Origin of the sequence: Paenibacillus sp. HJGM_3 (assembly GCF_045062745.1) — a bacterium.
Taxonomy (GTDB): Bacteria; Bacillota; Bacilli; order Paenibacillales; family NBRC-103111; genus Paenibacillus_AA.
Genome location: NZ_JBJGED010000024.1, coordinates 57,633 through 72,152 on the forward strand (window position 1 = coordinate 57,633; position 14,520 = coordinate 72,152).

Consider the following 14,520-nt stretch of genomic DNA (forward strand, 5'->3'; position numbering starts at 1 on the left):
TCAAAATTACTTCACGAGCGATACGATTTTTTGCGCGCCGTCCGACATGGAGTCAGCCGCTACGATGTTCAAACCGGATTCGTTCAAAATTTTCTTCCCGAGATCGACGTTCGTGCCTTCGAGACGGACAACAAGCGGACGATCCAAGCCTACTTGCTTGGCTGCCTCGACGACGCCGTTCGCGATGACGTCGCACTTCATGATGCCGCCGAAGATGTTGACGAAGATCCCTTTTACTTTTGCATCGGACAAGATGATCTTGAACGCTTCCGTTACTTTCTCGGTTGTCGCGCCGCCGCCTACGTCGAGGAAGTTGGCCGGCTCGCCGCCGAAATATTTGATAATGTCCATCGTCGCCATAGCCAGGCCCGCACCGTTAACCATACAGCCGATGTTGCCGTCCAGGGCGATGTAGCTCAGGTCGAACTTGGACGCTTCGATTTCCTTCGCATCTTCTTCATCCAGGTCGCGCAGCTCCACGATGTCTTTGTGGCGGAACAGGGCGTTGGAGTCGAAGTTCAGCTTGGCGTCCAGCGCCATTACGTCGCCGGAGCCCGTTACTACCAGAGGGTTAATCTCGGCGATCGAGCAATCTTTGTCCACGAACGCGCGATAAAGAGCCGTCATGAATTTGACCGCCTTGTTCACGAGTTCATTCGGGATGTTGATGGCGTACGCCAGCTTGCGCGCTTGGAACGGTTGCAGGCCGACAGCCGGGTCGATTACTTCTTTGAAAATTTTCTCAGGCGTATGTGCAGCGACCTCTTCAATCTCCGTGCCGCCTTCTTCCGAAGCCATCATGACGACGCGACCCGTGCCGCGGTCAACGACAACCCCGATATAATATTCTTTCTTGATATCGCAGCCTTGCTCGATGAGCAGTCGCTTTACTTCCTTACCTTCCGGGCCGGTTTGATGCGTCACGAGCGTCTTGCCCAGAATCTCGCTGGCGTATTTGCGCACCTCGTCCAGATTTTTCGCAACTTTGACGCCGCCCGCTTTACCGCGGCCGCCTGCATGGATTTGAGCCTTCACGACAACAACGGCAGTTCCGAGCTCTTTGGCCGCTTCTACAGCTTCTTCCACTGTGAACGCCACCTTGCCCTGCGGAACGGCAACCCCATATTGTCTCAGGACTTCTTTCCCTTGATACTCATGGATATTCATTCTCGAATCCTCCTATCAAATATGTTGCAGAAATGTAAAGGAACAGTAAAGCCGAAACAGTAGCTTTGCTGTTGCAAAACATAAACCTTTATGTGCCGGCTTGGCACAAAAAACCTTATCTATTGTACCACTTTTCTTCGACACTTTCCTTACTTTTTTTCATGGTGATTTGTTAAAGTTTCACGAACGATCGCTATGCTTGGAACCGTAACCAGTATTTCCTGATTCCGGCCATTTTACTAGTTGCAGGAGCAGGAATTTGGATTGCGGCGGCGAATAGAGAGTAGGAATAGGAACAAAAGGAAGCACCTTTTTCCGAAATTAACGCTTCAGGGATTGTCGAAATCCGTCATGATGCGAAATGAGGAAGAGGTGTTTTTACGTTGTATGGAAAAGTGACGGGCGCTTGCCTGCAAGGCGTAGAAGGAAACTTGATCGAGGTCGAAGTCAATCTGATGAGCGGTCTTCCGCAGATGACGATCGTCGGCCTGCCGGACTCGGCGGTGAGAGAATCGGTGGAGCGCGTGAGGGCGGCATTGAAAAACTGCGAGTATAAATTCCCGCTCGAGCGGATCACGGTCAACCTCGCCCCCGCGGATATGCGCAAGGAAGGCGCTTCGTTCGACCTGGCGATTGCCGTCGGATTGATTGGGACAAGCGGGCAAATTCGTTTGGCAGGGTTGGAGAAATGTCTAGTGGCTGGGGAATTGGCGCTGGACGGCAGCCTGCGGCCCATTCCAGGAGTGTTGTCTATGGTGGAGGCGGCCCGCAAACGCGGGTATACGCACGTCATGCTGCCTCGCATGAATGCGCCCGAAGCCCGGCTCATCGAGGGCATCGAGGTGATCGGTCTCACGCATCTGAATGAACTGCGGGAAGGGACGGAATTAGCGGCGTGGGCAGATAGGGAGACTATTAAGAGCGGGAGTGAATCGGTGAACCGGCGTGGGGTTAAGGATTTGGGGGAGGAGTACGCCGGGCTCGAGGACTTCGCCGACGTGAGCGGCCAGCAGCATGCGAAGCGCGCCTTGCTCCTCGCCGCCACCGGCATGCACAACATCCTGCTCGTCGGGCCGCCCGGCTCCGGCAAGACGATGCTCGCCCGCCGGCTGCCGTCGATCCTGCCTCCCCTCACCGACCAGGAGGCGCTTGAGGTGACGAAGATCTACAGCGCGGCCGGCGCGATCGTAGACCGCAGCCAGTTCATTCGCGTCCGGCCGTTCCGGTCGCCTCATCATACGATCTCGCCCGGAGGGCTGGTCGGAGCCGGTTCGATCCCGAAGCCGGGCGAGATCAGCCTGGCGCATAAGGGTGTGCTTTACCTCGACGAAATGCCGGAGTTCCCCCGGTATGTGCTCGAGGCGCTGCGGCAGCCGCTGGAGGACCGGCGTGTCACGATTAGCCGGGCGAAGGCCGTCTTCACCTTCCCCGCTCATTTCATCATGGCTGCTTCCATGAACCCTTGCCCTTGCGGTTATTTCGGGAGCGATCCCGGCGGCGTAGCCTGCACTTGCAGTCCGCTAAAGGTACAGAATTATCGCGCTCGGCTGAGCGGTCCCCTGTTGGACCGCATCGATATGCATGTGGAAGTGCCGCGCGTGGACTTGCATACACTGTCGGAGCCTAGCGCGAGCGGCTGGTCCTCCGCGGAGATGCGGGAGCGAATGCTAGTCGCGCTCGAGCGGCAGGCGCACCGCTATGCGGGCTTGCCGGTCCGGTTCAACGGCGAGCTCGCCGGCCGGCTGCTGCGGGACGTATGCGCGATTCCGGCCGAGGCAGAGCGGATGCTGCTGCAGTCGTTCGATGCGCTCGGCCTGAGCGTCCGGGCGCACGACCGGATCTTGAAGCTCGCCCGCACCCTCGCGGACTTGGACGATAGCTCGCGCATCCGGACGGAGCATATTGCGGAAGCGATCCAGTATCGGGTGTTGGATAAGAAGTGGGGGTAGGGTCTATTGGGGGGAGTTAGCACGTTTTCGTGCCAATTCGGCGGCGACCATGGCCCTTAGGGGCAATTAAAACGCATTCTCGATATGATCCAGGCTGGCGAGGCTGCCGTCTCGCGAGAACGTTGCGCAAATGACATCGAAGCGAATCGGCGTATTGCCGTCCCATTTCGATTGGTGCAAATACACTTGGGCAATTTCGCGGACTTGCCGAATTTTGCGCGCGTCGACCGATTCCTGAGGGGTTCCGAAGGTGCCCGTATTCGTGCGCGAGCGTACCTCGACGAAGGCGAGCACCTCGCCATTATCGGCGACGAGGTCGAGTTCTCCGCTCCGGCAACGCCAATTGCGCGCGACGATGCGGTAACCGACCCGCTCCATGTGGTCCGCGGCCAGCTGCTCTCCACGGGCCCCTAGTTCTCGGCGGGATGGACGGTTGGAGGACGAGCTATTGTCTAAGGTCATCTCTAAGGCTCCCTCCAATGTCTCGCACGTTGGTCCGATCGGTAGATGAAGCTGAGCACTTCCGCTACGAGCTGGTACAGTTCAGGAGGAATTTCCTGGTTCAGGTCCAGCTTCGACAGCACCTCTACGAGGGACGGATCCTCCTGGAGCGGAACGCCATGCTCCTTCGCTCGCTTGATAATCTCATCGGCAATCGCCCCCCTGCCCTTCGCGACGATGACCGGCGAAGCGTGCTTCTCGGGCGCATACTTCAGCGCCACCGCCTTCTTGGGAGCGGATGGGTTCGGTTCCTTCATACGCGAAAATCCACCCCTCGGTAAGGCTTCACATGGTACGCAGCGGCTCCAGCCGATCGTGGAGCGGCTGACGGCGCACCTTCGCTCTCTCCTGTCCCGGTCAACGGTTGCGGCTGCAGCTCGGGAAACGGCGCGCAGCGCAGCGTCACGAGCGAATAGCCGGACTGGACGAGTGCGGCCTCGATCTCCTCCCGGTACGTGTCGAGGAGGCCAAGCATAAACGGATGATCGTTATGCACCTGCAGCTGCACCTTCCGGTCATACACTTGCACATCGACGAGCGTATCGCCGATCGCCTGCATGCGAAGATCGAACAGCAACCGGCAGTTGTGCGCATCGATCTCGCCCTTCTTGCCCTTGCGCGATTGGATATGGATCGAGGCCGTTTGTTGGCCGGCCCCGTTGTAGAACGGCACGAACAACGTAATGTGCGACATAACGGCTCCCCTGTCCGGGGTGAGCAGCAGTTGCTGGCCGGTGACGTGCTGCAGCGCCTGCTGGACCTGCTCCTTGAGCGCGGGCGGCACCCCGTCCGCGTCCGAAAGCTGCAGCAGCACGCTCTTCAGCGACTCGGCCGACGCCTTCTGCGCCGCATTGTCGGCAGCTGGGGATTCCGGCGCGTCGAGCGGCCCTCCCGGGAGGAGGATCTCCGTCCCGGCTACTACGACGCGCGTCTTGGCCTCGCCGCCGTCGTGGAGCAAGCTCTTCGCGACGGTATGCTCGTGCTCCACCCCGACGGCTCTCAGCAGCCGGGGGATCCAGTCCGCGGCCGCGCCGCCCAGGCGCTCGGCCGGCCGCTGCGGCGCCGCAGCGCCGCTCGCGCGGGCATCGCCCGCGGGCGCCGGCGACTCGCCGCCGCGCGGCGCGGACGCGCCCGCCGCCGCGGGCCGCACCGCGTCGCCGGCGCTTGCCGCGCTCGGCGCGACAGGCGCGGCCGCGGGCGCTGGCGCTGGCGCGTCCGCCGCGCGGCCGAGCGCGCGCGCGCCGCCGGCGCCGCCCGCTGGCGCGGCGCCCGGGCCCGCCGGCGGCGCGGCCAGCGGCGCGCGCGCGGGCGGCTCGCCCGGCCGCGCCTCGCGCGGTGGCGCGCTCGCGCCTGCGCCGGGCGCGGGGCCCGCGCTGCCGCGCGAGGCCGCGGGCGCGCCCGGCGCAGGCGCCTCGGGCGCCGCGTCCGCGGCGGCGCCGGCGGCGGCGCTGCGCGCGTCGCCCGCGAGGCCGCCGAGCAGCGCCTGCAGCTTGCCGGCCGCCTCGCGGACCGCGGGCGGCAGCTCGGCCGCGCGCGACGGCTGCAGCGCCTCCGCGAGCCGGTCCGTCAGCTCTGCCAGCTCCTGGTGGAACGGCGGTCCGAACATGACCTGCTGCAGCGCGCGAACCGTGCCGACGGTGACCGGGAGCTGACGCTTCATTGCCACGATCGCCGCTTCCGTCCATTGCTCCGGCTTCGCACCTGCCGGCAGCTGCTCCAGGACATTCTGCAGCTGCAGGACATTCCCCCGAGTCAGCTGTACGCCGGACTGCTGCATCGTCTTCACCAGCTCGCGCGAAGCCGGCTGATCCTTCAGCCCCAACCCCTTCACGAGATCGCCCAACGTCTCGTCGGACAAAGCCGCCTCAGGCGACACGACCGGCTTCAAAATCAATTGATTGCCGCCCCCGTTCGGCTGCACCTGCAAGAGCGTCACTTGCCCTTGCTGCAAAGGCGTCTCCAGCTTCGCCCGGACATGCACGCCCCCGATATTGACGAGCGCTTCCTGATCGCTGATGAGCTGCAGCACCATCCCTTTGACAACTTGACCGACCTTCAGCTCGAGCGACTTGGCATCGCCTGCTTGCACATCCCCCATCAGGCCTCGCAGCATTTGGCCAATCTGCATACTCACGGGCGTCCCTCCTCCGTTCAACCCCATGCGGTTCCATCTATGTATCTATGTATCGGCTAAAGCGGCCCTCTTCAACAGCCTATTCAGAACAACTCCTGCTGCACGTTCAAAATCTTCCCCAGAAACGATTTCCGGTGTAGAGGACTCGGCCCGTATTCCGTAATCGCCTCGCGATGCTGTTTCGTCGCATATCCTTTATGGACCGCGATCCCATATTCCGGGTAATCGAGATCCCAATGCCGGCACATGCGGTCTCGGGTCACCTTCGCTACAATCGAAGCCGCCGCGATCGATTGGCTGAGCGCATCCCCATGAATGATCGCGAGCTGGGGAAGCTTGCTGTCCACCTTCTCCGCATCGATGAGCAAATATTCGGGCGTCACCGTGCCCGCCACTTGCTCGAGCGCCTGTTTCATGGCTAGTCTCGCCGCTTGCTTAATGTTGATCGTATCGATCGTCTCCGCATCAACTTGCCCTACGCCGATCGCTACAGCACTTTCCAGTATCGCTTCGTACAGCTCTTCCCTGCGCTTCTCGCTCAGCTTCTTGGAGTCGTCGATCCCTTCGATGACGAGTCCCGCCGGGAGCACGACCGCGGCTGCGACGACATCTCCGAACAAGCAGCCGCGCCCGACCTCGTCGATGCCTGCCACGTGCTGCAAGCCCCGCGCCCACAAATCTCTCTCATAATCCAACATCTATGTATTCCCTCCCAGCTTATCTAGCTGTAAGCCTCTATCTCTCCATTGTACGGGTTCTCGTCCATGAAAAAAAGCACTTTCCCCGATCCGGAGAAGCTTCAGCGCCCAATAAGCGACTGATGCTCCATCCTGTAAATCGGTTCAGGTGCTTCCCGTTCCCGCTTCCGGCCGTTCCAGACTGATCCGGCCCAGCTTGCCTCCGCGCAAATCGCGCAAAATAACCATCGCCGCCTTCTCGAGATTCACGCCGCCCCCGCTCTGCAAGCAGCCGCGCCGGCGGCCGATCTGCTCCATCACGTCTACGACGTCATTCGCCTCCAGCTCGTCGCTGTAGGCCGGAACCGACTCCAGGTCGTAGCGCTCCTTCAGCTCGTTCCCGTATTCCTTCAGCATGTAGCGAACCGCTTGGTACGCGACATCCTCCAGCCCGAGCAGCTGGTCCTTGATCGAGCCGATCATCGCCAGGCGGTAGCCGACCATCTGGTCCTCGAACTTGGGCCACAAAATGCCCGGTGTATCCAGCAGCTCGATACCGCCGCCGGTCTTAATCCACTGCTGGCCTTTCGTCACGCCCGGCTTGTCCCCGGTCGCCGCGATGTTGCGTCCCGCCATCCGGTTGATGAGCGTGGATTTGCCGACATTGGGAATGCCCACGATCAGGGCCCGAATCGCCCGCGGGTTCAACCCTTTGCTGATTTGCCTGTCGATCTTTTCCTTCAGCACGACCTTCGCCCGCTCGGGAATTTCCTTCACCCCGAAGCCTGTCGTCGCGTCCATCGGCAAGGCGTCGATGCCCCGATCCGCGAAATACGCCACCCATTCCTTCGTCACCGCCGGATCGGCTAGATCCGACTTGTTCAGCACGACGAGCTTCGGTTTTTGCTGCAAAATTTCATCCACCATCGGATTGCGGCTCGACAGCGGCACACGTGCATCGAGCAGCTCGATTGCGATGTCGATCAGCTTGAGCTTTTCTTGAATTTGCCGTTTCGCCCGGGTCATGTGCCCCGGGAACCATTGAATAGTCATTTTTCACCTCAACTTGCTAGTGGATCAGGCGAATCTTCGACGCCGGCCAGAAAATGACGTCCGCCCGTCCGACCACCTTCTCCAAATCCACCGGACCGACGGTTTTGAACCGGCTATCCGTGCTGTTCGGCCGGTTATCGCCCATGACAAAGACGCTGCCTTCCGGAATTTTCGTTTCCGGGAAATCGGTGTTGTTATAATTTCTCCCTGCCGCGTGGGCTTTATCCACCGCTTCCTTCAGATACGGCTCGTCCAGCAGCTCGCCGTTGACGTACACTTTGTCGCCTTGCACGCGTACGGTTTCTCCCGGAAGCGCAATGACCCGCTTGATAAAATCTTTTTCCTCCGTCGCATGGAACACAAGCACCTCGCCGCGCTTCGGCTCCCGCACCGAGTACAAAATTTTGTTCACGATGATCCGCTCGCCGTTCTCGAAGTTCGGCTCCATCGACTGCCCGTCCACGATAAACGGCGCGAAGATGAACCAGCGTATGACGAACACGAGCCCGAGCGCGATCAGCAGCGCTTTGGCCCATTCCCACGCTTCGTTCTTGGCACTGTTCTTGGTATGTATAACCGTTTTCTCCGTCGTCTCCCTAGGCTCATCCGGGGTCGTCGACGCTGCGAGCGACGGACTTGCTTCGACTTGCGCCTCCGACCGTTCGTCGCGAGGCTCGTCCGTATCCGGACGCGATTTGTTCGCTTCGTTATCCATACAGCCACCATTCCTTCTATGTAACGGTTCTACCGGTTTCCCCAAAATGACGCAAAAGGGGACTTGTATCCAAGCCCCCTCCCGATCTCTTATCGAATTTCTTTGATTCTCGCTGCTTTACCGCGTAGGCCGCGCAAGTAGTACAGCTTGGCGCGACGAACTTTACCGCGGCGAGCCACATCGATCTTATCGATCTTCGGCGAATGCACCGGGAATGTTCTTTCCACTCCTACGCCATACGATACTTTACGCACCGTAAACGTTTCGCTGATGCCGCCTCCACGACGGGAGATGACAACACCTTCAAAAATCTGAATACGCTCGCGGGAACCCTCGATAACTTTTACGTGTACTTTCAAAGTATCGCCGGGACGAAAGCTGGGAAGATCTTTGCGGAGTTGTTCTTGTGTAATGGCTTGAACAAGATTCATAGGACTTCCTCCTTCCACTCAGGTGTTCGTACGCGTTCCAAGAGCGAACCTATGTCGCTCTGTCATTACGAGCAGCGGACCACCGATCTGAAAACTGCAACAGATGAAATTTTACCACAAACGCTAGGCGATTACAAGCTATGTCTCGTGATTGTTCTCGCTCTCCAGCTTGGCCAGCCATTCCCGGTCTTCCTTCGTTAAAGCTGCGGATTCGAGCAAGTCGGGACGCCGCTTCCAAGTCCGGGCCAAAGCCTGCTGACGCCGCCACTTCTCGATATTGCCATGGTGGCCCGAGATGAGCACCTCCGGCACCGTCCAGCCGCGGAAATCGGCGGGACGCGTGTAATGCGGATATTCCAGCAGTCCGGTGCTGAACGAATCCGTAACCGCCGACTGCTCATTGCCCAGCACGCCCGGCAGGAGCCGTACGACGCTGTCGATGATCGCCATCGCGGGAATTTCGCCGCCAGTCAGCACGTAATCCCCGATCGACAGCTCGTCCGTCACGAGGTGCTCGCGGATGCGCTCGTCATAGCCTTCGTAATGGCCGCAGATGAACACGAGGTGCTCGGCTTGGCTCAGTTCCTCTGCCTTGCGTTGCGTATAGCGCTCCCCTTGCGGGCACAGCAGGATGACGCGCGGTTTCGCAGCCTCCGGCTCCACGGCGAGCGCTTCTACGGCCCGGAAGATCGGATCGGGCTTCAGCACCATGCCGCCTCCGCCCCCGTACGGATAGTCGTCCACCGTATTGTGCTTGTTCTCGGCGTAATCGCGGAAATTGATTGCGCCGAGCGAGACGAGGCCTTTCTCCCTAGCCTTGCCCAGTATGCTCGCCTGGAAAACGGCCTCGAACATTTCGGGGAACAACGTCAGCACGTCGATTCTCATACGTCCAAGCCTTCCATCATGTGTACGCGAATGCGCTTGGCCTCGACATCCACGTTCAAGATCACATCGTCGATGACCGGCAGCAGCAGCGGCTTCCCTTTCGGCCGGTTTACGACCCACACATGGTTCGCGCCCGGCGTTAAAATCTCCGATATGGTGCCCAGCGTTTCGCCTTCATCCGTCACAACTTCGCACCCTACGATTTCATGGTGGTAGTACTCGTCCTCTTCCAGCTCGGCCAACTGGTCTTGATGGATTTTGAGCGCCCAGCCCTTGTATTTTTCTACATCATTTATGTGGTCGTAAGCTTTGAGCTTAACGATGTATGCGTTCTTATGTAGCCGCGCGGTTTCCACTTCCACCGGCACCTTTTCCTGATTCGAAGCGTCGATCAGCGTGAGCCGGCTCCCTTTGGAGAATCGCTCTTCCGGGAAGTCCGTTTGCGGGATGATTTTCAGTTCTCCTCGAATGCCGTGCGTATTCGCCACTTTGCCCACATTGAACCATTTCGTTTCCAAGGCAAGTCCCTCCAACCCAGCTTATTGCGGTTTCCCAACCGTGTATATACCAGAAAAAAGGGTTAGGCGCGGTACACGTTCCTAACCCTTCCTCTGTGAAGTTTGCCTGTCCGAGCGGCGGTCTATGCATGTCCCGGCGTCTTGCGGCGCTAGGAAACAATTTCAACCGAAACCCGCTTCGGTTCTTTCACGGCAGCCGAAGTGACGACGGTACGCAGCGCTTTGGCGATGCGTCCCTGCTTGCCGATGACCTTGCCCACGTCGGACGGGTGCACGGCCAGCCGGTAAATCGTCTCGTCCTTCTCGTCCACCACATTCACGATCACATCTTCCGGATGATCCACCAAAGCCTTAGCCAATACCGTGATAAGGTCTTTCATGAGGATTGCCTCCGATCGAACGGATTACTTCTGAAGCTTGCTCTCGTGGAATTTGGTCATGATGCCGGCTTTGCTGAACAGGTTGCGCACGGTATCGGATGCTTGTGCACCGTTTTGCAGCCATTTCAATGCTTTTTCTTCGTCCAGGCTAACTACAGCCGGCGTTGCCACCGGGTTGTATGTGCCGATTTCTTCAATAAAACGTCCATCGCGCGGGGAACGGGAATCCGATACAACCACACGATAGAAAGGCGCTTTGTGCGCACCCATCCGCTTCAAACGAATACGAACTGCCATGTTGATTCACCTCCTAATAGAATTTCCTCAAAAACACATCTCCCACAAACATCAACCGAACGGGAACTTGAACCCTTTGCCCGGCTTGCCCATGCCGAACTTGCCCTTCATGCCGCCCTTAGGGCCTTTCGGCCCCATCATGGAGGAGAACTGCTTCATCATCTTCCGCATGTCGTCGAACTGCTTGATGAGCCGGTTCACATCCTGGAGCGTCGTCCCGCTGCCGGCGGCGATCCGCTTGCGGCGGCTCGCGTTCAGCAGCTCGGGCTTCTTCTTCTCTTCCTTCGTCATCGACTTCACGATCGCCACGACGCGACCCATCTGCTTGTCGTCGACCTTGACGTCCTTCAAGCCCTTCATCTTGTTCGCGCCGGGCAGCATGTCTAGAATCTGGTCGATTGGACCCATCTTCTTGACTTGTTCCATCTGCTCCAGGAAATCCTCGAATGTGAATTCCGCCGTGCGCATCTTGCGCTCCATCTCGGCGGCCTTCTCGGCGTCGATCGTCGTCTGGGCTTTCTCGATCAGCGAAAGCATGTCGCCCATCCCGAGAATCCGCGAAGCCATCCGGTCCGGATAAAACGGTTCGAGCGCGTCGATCTTTTCGCCCAAGGTGGCGAACTTGATCGGGCATCCGGTCACCGACTTGACGGAGAGTGCCGCCCCGCCCCGGGTGTCGCTGTCCAGCTTAGTGAGCACGACGCCGGTCAATGTGAGCCGTTCGTTGAAGCTCTGGGCGACGTTCGCGGCTTCCTGCCCGGTCATCGCATCGACGACGAGCAGAATCTCGTCCGGCTTCGTCACCTGCTGAATGTTGCTCAGCTCTTCCATCAGTTGTTCGTCGATGTGGAGACGGCCGGCCGTATCGATGATCACATAGTCATGCCCATGCTCGCGGGCGTGCTCGAGACCCGCCCGCGCGATCTCCACCGGGCTTACTTGGTCGCCGAGTGTGAACACCGGTGCCTTGACTTGTTCACCCAGAATCTGCAGCTGCTTGATCGCCGCAGGACGGTAAATGTCGCACGCGACAAGCAGCGGCCGGTGATTTTGCTTCAGCAGCAGCTTGGCGAGCTTCCCGGAGGAGGTCGTCTTCCCTGCCCCTTGCAAGCCCACCATCATGACGACGGTCGGAGGCTTGTTCGCCCGGGCGAGCTTCGCCTGCGTGCCGCCCATAAGCGCGGTCATTTCCTTATTCACGATGTCGATCACGGCCATGCCCGGCGTGAAGCTCTTCAACACTTCCGTGCCGATCGCCTTCTCTTTCACCCTGGCCACGAAATCTTTCACTACTTTGAAGTTGACGTCGGCCTCCAGCAGGGCGAGCCGTACCTCGCGCATCGCTTCGGTGACGTCGTCTTCCGTCAGCTTGCCTTTGCTGCGCAGCTTGCTGAACACATTTTGCAGCCGGTTCGACAATCCTTCGAATGCCATCTGAGCACCCCCATTTCGGTTCGGAGTCCTGCACGTCTTGCTAATCTAGATTGTACAATTGTTGGACCAGGGAGTTCAACTCGCGACCCGTGTCGCCCGGAGCCTCGGCCAGTTTAAGCTCGATGAGCCGGACAATGCGCCCCCGCTCCTCGTGCTTCGCCAGCAGCTGCAACTTCTGTTCCAGCTCCTCCAGCGTGACTTCCGCGCGTTTGATATGTTCATAGACCGCCTGCCGGCTGATCTCGAAATTCGCTGCAATCTCGCCAAGCGAGTAATCTTCGTGAAAATAAAAAGAAAGGAACGTGCGTTGCTTATCCGTCAGCAGCTGTCCGTAAAAGTCAAACAGCAGGTTAATGCGGTTCGTCTTCTCGAGCTGTCGTTCTTCCGTCATTCGTGTTCACTCCTCTGTAAAGGAAAAACACTTTACAACTTCAACCTAGATCATAATACCGGGTTCGTTGCCTATTGTCAAGTAAAGTTCGTTGACAGCCTACCGGATCGACTCCAGAATCGGCTTAAACGCTTGCACCTCACCGTTAAAAGAATTAGCATCCCATTTCGAAAAAAGTGCAGCCACCGACAAACGGAAAACAACTGCCCTTACGATCATCTCCCTGTATAGCTGGGTATCGGGAAGCAAGCCTAACTCCGCCGCTTGGCAACCCTGCCAGGCGATACAATCGCAAACTAAAATGGCTTCCGCATACTCTACCGGGGCTACCGTAGGGGAAAAATCAATTATCAGCGGACTGAGCTGTGGATCAAACAGGATGTTACCCGCCAAATCACCATGAACGATCTGCATCGTATAAGTTCGTTTCAGGCTTACCCTTTGAAGCAGGGGCACAATCACCTCATGGATTTCATCGGGCATCTCCTTCGGTAATCGTTCCAGTTGCCACGCAATGCGGTGTCCTTGAGCCCAAGGATTGTCCGGATGCGGAAAACCTTGAACCGGAACCGACGCCAGATCACGGTGAAACAACCTCGATACTTGAAGCTTCTCTTCGATTCGGCCGCTTACGTGCTGTCCTTCCTCATAATGCGAGCAAGCCCAACCTTGATGGACGAACGTCCCGGATTTACTCCGAATAGGTTTCGATACTCGATAGCCCTCAGGATTCAATTCATCCATCCTAGTCAGCAACCATTCGACATGCCGGGCATCTTCCACAGGTTTTAATACGCCTTGACCTATTCTAACCGATGTATGCTGTCCGCCCTCCAGCGGTACCAACTCTCCGCTCAGACGAAATGCCTTAACGACCTCTCTGGAAAGCTCCATCTTTCAACACCCCCGGCTACAATGAGAAAAAGGGACTGCACCAAGCGTGGCAGCCCCTTCATGACTCGGTTATTCCTCGTTCGTCTCGGCGGCGATCAGCCCCGCGAACAGCGCATGCACGAACTGATCGGAATCGAAATCCTGCAGATCGTCCATCTTCTCGCCCAGCCCGACGAGCTTGACCGGCAGCGACAGCTCCTGGCGAATCGCGATGACGATACCGCCCTTGGCCGTGCTGTCCAGCTTCGTCAGCACGAGGCCGGTGACGCCGGTCTTCTCGCCGAACAGCTTCGCTTGGCTTAGGGCGTTCTGCCCCGTCGTCGCGTCGATGACGAGCAGCACTTCATGCGGAGCGTCGGGAATCTCCCGGCCGATGACGCGGTAAATTTTGTTCAGCTCGTCCATCAGGTTGGCCTTGTTCTGCAGCCGGCCTGCCGTGTCGCACAGCAGGATGTCCGCCTTCCGCGTCTTCGCCGCCTGAATGGCGTCGAACATGACGGCGGCCGGATCGGAGCCGGGCTGCTGCTTGATGACGTCAACGCCGACCCGCTTCCCCCAAACTTCCAGCTGATCGATGGCCGCGGCGCGGAACGTATCTCCCGCGGCCAACAATACGTGTTTGCCCTGCTGCTTGTACCGGTGTGCGAGCTTGCCGATCGTCGTCGTCTTGCCGACTCCGTTCACGCCGACGAACAGGATGACGGTCAAGCCGCTCTCCGCCAGGCGCAGCTCGGAGCTCTGGTCGTCCTTGAGCAGCCCGACCAGCTTCTCGGACAAGATCGGCTGCAGCTCGGCCGGCTGCTCGATCTTGCGCTTGCGGACTTCCGCCCGCAGCTCTTCGATCAGCTTGACGACGGTATTCACCCCGACGTCCGCGCCGATCAATATTTCCTCCAGCTCCTCATAAAACTCTTCGTCGATTTTTTTGCGGCGCGTAATGAGGTCCTCGACTTTCTCGACGAACGCGGACCGCGTCTTAGACAAGCCTTCCTTGAACTTTTGCGTCACCGCTTCGGTTTTGCTCGAGATGCTCTCGCGCAGCTTTTTGAAAAAACTCATCCGGATTGATCCTCCAACTGGATAATAACTTC

General features: G+C 58.7%; 18 protein-coding genes. 2 read left to right on the forward strand and 16 right to left on the reverse strand.

Annotated features, from left to right (window positions below; translation table 11 throughout):
- Window positions 1-6: 6 nt before the first annotated feature.
- Window positions 7-1,167 carry an ADP-forming succinate--CoA ligase subunit beta gene (sucC, locus tag ACI5FR_RS23740; RefSeq protein ID WP_405458996.1) on the reverse strand — a complete coding sequence of 387 codons (1,161 nt, stop codon included), beginning with the start codon at window positions 1,165-1,167 and terminating at the stop codon, window positions 7-9.
- Window positions 1,168-1,550: 383 nt separating this feature from the next.
- Here sucC and ACI5FR_RS23745 point away from each other — a divergent pair, with 383 nt between their 5' ends.
- Entirely contained in the window at window positions 1,551-3,116 is a 1,566-nt protein-coding gene (locus tag ACI5FR_RS23745; protein ID WP_405458999.1) for a YifB family Mg chelatase-like AAA ATPase, read from the forward strand.
- Window positions 3,117-3,182: 66 nt separating this feature from the next.
- Here the strand turns inward: ACI5FR_RS23745 and ACI5FR_RS23750 are convergent, their stop codons facing one another.
- Genes ACI5FR_RS23750 through ACI5FR_RS23760 form a run of 3 tightly spaced genes read right to left on the reverse strand, consistent with a single transcriptional unit; the run spans window position 3,183 to window position 4,767 of the window.
- Window positions 3,183-3,578, reverse strand: a complete 396-nt coding sequence (locus tag ACI5FR_RS23750) for a YraN family protein (protein ID WP_405459001.1) — start codon at window positions 3,576-3,578, stop codon at window positions 3,183-3,185.
- A 2-nt stretch (window positions 3,579-3,580) separates the two neighbouring features.
- Entirely contained in the window at window positions 3,581-3,874 is a 294-nt protein-coding gene (locus ACI5FR_RS23755; RefSeq protein WP_405459003.1) for an EscU/YscU/HrcU family type III secretion system export apparatus switch protein, read from the reverse strand.
- Complete coding sequence (locus ACI5FR_RS23760; protein ID WP_405459005.1) at window positions 3,871-4,767, reverse strand: hypothetical protein; 897 nt, start codon at window positions 4,765-4,767, stop codon at window positions 3,871-3,873. Before ACI5FR_RS23760 ends, ACI5FR_RS23755 begins: the two co-directional genes overlap by 4 nt.
- 435 nt (window positions 4,768-5,202) lie before the next feature.
- Between ACI5FR_RS23760 and ACI5FR_RS23765 the strand changes: the two genes are divergently transcribed.
- The gene (locus tag ACI5FR_RS23765; RefSeq protein ID WP_405459007.1) at window positions 5,203-5,811 is read left to right on the forward strand and encodes a hypothetical protein; all 609 of its coding nucleotides are present in this window, start codon (window positions 5,203-5,205) and stop codon (window positions 5,809-5,811) included.
- Between the two features lie 23 nt (window positions 5,812-5,834).
- Here the strand turns inward: ACI5FR_RS23765 and ACI5FR_RS23770 are convergent, their stop codons facing one another.
- The 12 genes from ACI5FR_RS23770 to ftsY all read right to left on the reverse strand — a co-directional run bounded on the left by ACI5FR_RS23770 (window position 5,835) and on the right by ftsY (window position 14,488).
- A complete protein-coding gene (locus ACI5FR_RS23770) occupies window positions 5,835-6,449 on the reverse strand; it encodes a ribonuclease HII (protein WP_405459009.1) in 615 nt (204 codons plus the stop codon).
- Between the two features lie 144 nt (window positions 6,450-6,593).
- Complete coding sequence (gene ylqF / locus ACI5FR_RS23775) at window positions 6,594-7,481, reverse strand: ribosome biogenesis GTPase YlqF (protein ID WP_405459011.1); 888 nt, start codon at window positions 7,479-7,481, stop codon at window positions 6,594-6,596.
- Window positions 7,482-7,497: 16 nt separating this feature from the next.
- Entirely contained in the window at window positions 7,498-8,196 is a 699-nt protein-coding gene (gene lepB / locus ACI5FR_RS23780; RefSeq protein ID WP_405459014.1) for a signal peptidase I, read from the reverse strand.
- Between the two features lie 89 nt (window positions 8,197-8,285).
- The gene (rplS, locus tag ACI5FR_RS23785) at window positions 8,286-8,627 is read right to left on the reverse strand and encodes a 50S ribosomal protein L19 (protein WP_405459017.1); all 342 of its coding nucleotides are present in this window, start codon (window positions 8,625-8,627) and stop codon (window positions 8,286-8,288) included.
- A 138-nt stretch (window positions 8,628-8,765) separates the two neighbouring features.
- Window positions 8,766-9,515 (reverse strand): tRNA (guanosine(37)-N1)-methyltransferase TrmD, encoded by a 750-nt coding sequence (trmD, locus tag ACI5FR_RS23790; protein WP_405459018.1) that lies wholly within the window; start codon window positions 9,513-9,515, stop codon window positions 8,766-8,768.
- Entirely contained in the window at window positions 9,512-10,033 is a 522-nt protein-coding gene (gene rimM / locus ACI5FR_RS23795; RefSeq protein WP_405459020.1) for a ribosome maturation factor RimM, read from the reverse strand. Before rimM ends, trmD begins: the two co-directional genes overlap by 4 nt.
- Window positions 10,034-10,182: 149 nt before the next feature.
- Window positions 10,183-10,413 (reverse strand): KH domain-containing protein, encoded by a 231-nt coding sequence (locus tag ACI5FR_RS23800; protein ID WP_405459022.1) that lies wholly within the window; start codon window positions 10,411-10,413, stop codon window positions 10,183-10,185.
- Window positions 10,414-10,437: 24 nt separating this feature from the next.
- Window positions 10,438-10,710: a 30S ribosomal protein S16 gene (gene rpsP / locus ACI5FR_RS23805; protein WP_405459024.1), complete on the reverse strand. Its 273-nt coding sequence runs from the start codon at window positions 10,708-10,710 to the stop codon at window positions 10,438-10,440.
- 51 nt (window positions 10,711-10,761) lie between these two features.
- Window positions 10,762-12,144, reverse strand: a complete 1,383-nt coding sequence (ffh, locus tag ACI5FR_RS23810; protein ID WP_405459026.1) for a signal recognition particle protein — start codon at window positions 12,142-12,144, stop codon at window positions 10,762-10,764.
- A gap of 40 nt (window positions 12,145-12,184) precedes the next feature.
- The gene (locus tag ACI5FR_RS23815) at window positions 12,185-12,535 is read right to left on the reverse strand and encodes a putative DNA-binding protein (RefSeq protein WP_405459028.1); all 351 of its coding nucleotides are present in this window, start codon (window positions 12,533-12,535) and stop codon (window positions 12,185-12,187) included.
- A gap of 99 nt (window positions 12,536-12,634) precedes the next feature.
- Window positions 12,635-13,429, reverse strand: coding sequence for an aminoglycoside phosphotransferase/kinase family protein (locus tag ACI5FR_RS23820; RefSeq protein ID WP_405459030.1), 795 nt, complete (start codon window positions 13,427-13,429; stop codon window positions 12,635-12,637).
- Window positions 13,430-13,498: 69 nt separating this feature from the next.
- Window positions 13,499-14,488, reverse strand: coding sequence for a signal recognition particle-docking protein FtsY (gene ftsY / locus ACI5FR_RS23825; RefSeq protein ID WP_405459031.1), 990 nt, complete (start codon window positions 14,486-14,488; stop codon window positions 13,499-13,501).
- Between the last annotated feature and the right edge of the window lie 32 nt (window positions 14,489-14,520).

Coding starts and splice junctions, on each gene's coding strand:
- sucC (WP_405458996.1), bottom strand. CDS start 1,167: ATGAATATCCATGAGTATCAAGGGAAAGAAGTCCTGAGACAATATGGG.
- ACI5FR_RS23750 (WP_405459001.1), bottom strand. CDS start 3,578: ATGACCTTAGACAATAGCTCGTCCTCCAACCGTCCATCCCGCCGAGAA.
- ACI5FR_RS23755 (WP_405459003.1), bottom strand. CDS start 3,874: ATGAAGGAACCGAACCCATCCGCTCCCAAGAAGGCGGTGGCGCTGAAG.
- ACI5FR_RS23770 (WP_405459009.1), bottom strand. CDS start 6,449: ATGTTGGATTATGAGAGAGATTTGTGGGCGCGGGGCTTGCAGCACGTG.
- ylqF (WP_405459011.1), bottom strand. CDS start 7,481: ATGACTATTCAATGGTTCCCGGGGCACATGACCCGGGCGAAACGGCAA.
- lepB (WP_405459014.1), bottom strand. CDS start 8,196: ATGGATAACGAAGCGAACAAATCGCGTCCGGATACGGACGAGCCTCGC.
- rplS (WP_405459017.1), bottom strand. CDS start 8,627: ATGAATCTTGTTCAAGCCATTACACAAGAACAACTCCGCAAAGATCTT.
- trmD (WP_405459018.1), bottom strand. CDS start 9,515: ATGAGAATCGACGTGCTGACGTTGTTCCCCGAAATGTTCGAGGCCGTT.
- ACI5FR_RS23800 (WP_405459022.1), bottom strand. CDS start 10,413: ATGAAAGACCTTATCACGGTATTGGCTAAGGCTTTGGTGGATCATCCG.
- rpsP (WP_405459024.1), bottom strand. CDS start 10,710: ATGGCAGTTCGTATTCGTTTGAAGCGGATGGGTGCGCACAAAGCGCCT.
- ffh (WP_405459026.1), bottom strand. CDS start 12,144: ATGGCATTCGAAGGATTGTCGAACCGGCTGCAAAATGTGTTCAGCAAG.
- ACI5FR_RS23815 (WP_405459028.1), bottom strand. CDS start 12,535: ATGACGGAAGAACGACAGCTCGAGAAGACGAACCGCATTAACCTGCTG.
- ACI5FR_RS23820 (WP_405459030.1), bottom strand. CDS start 13,429: ATGGAGCTTTCCAGAGAGGTCGTTAAGGCATTTCGTCTGAGCGGAGAG.
- ftsY (WP_405459031.1), bottom strand. CDS start 14,488: ATGAGTTTTTTCAAAAAGCTGCGCGAGAGCATCTCGAGCAAAACCGAA.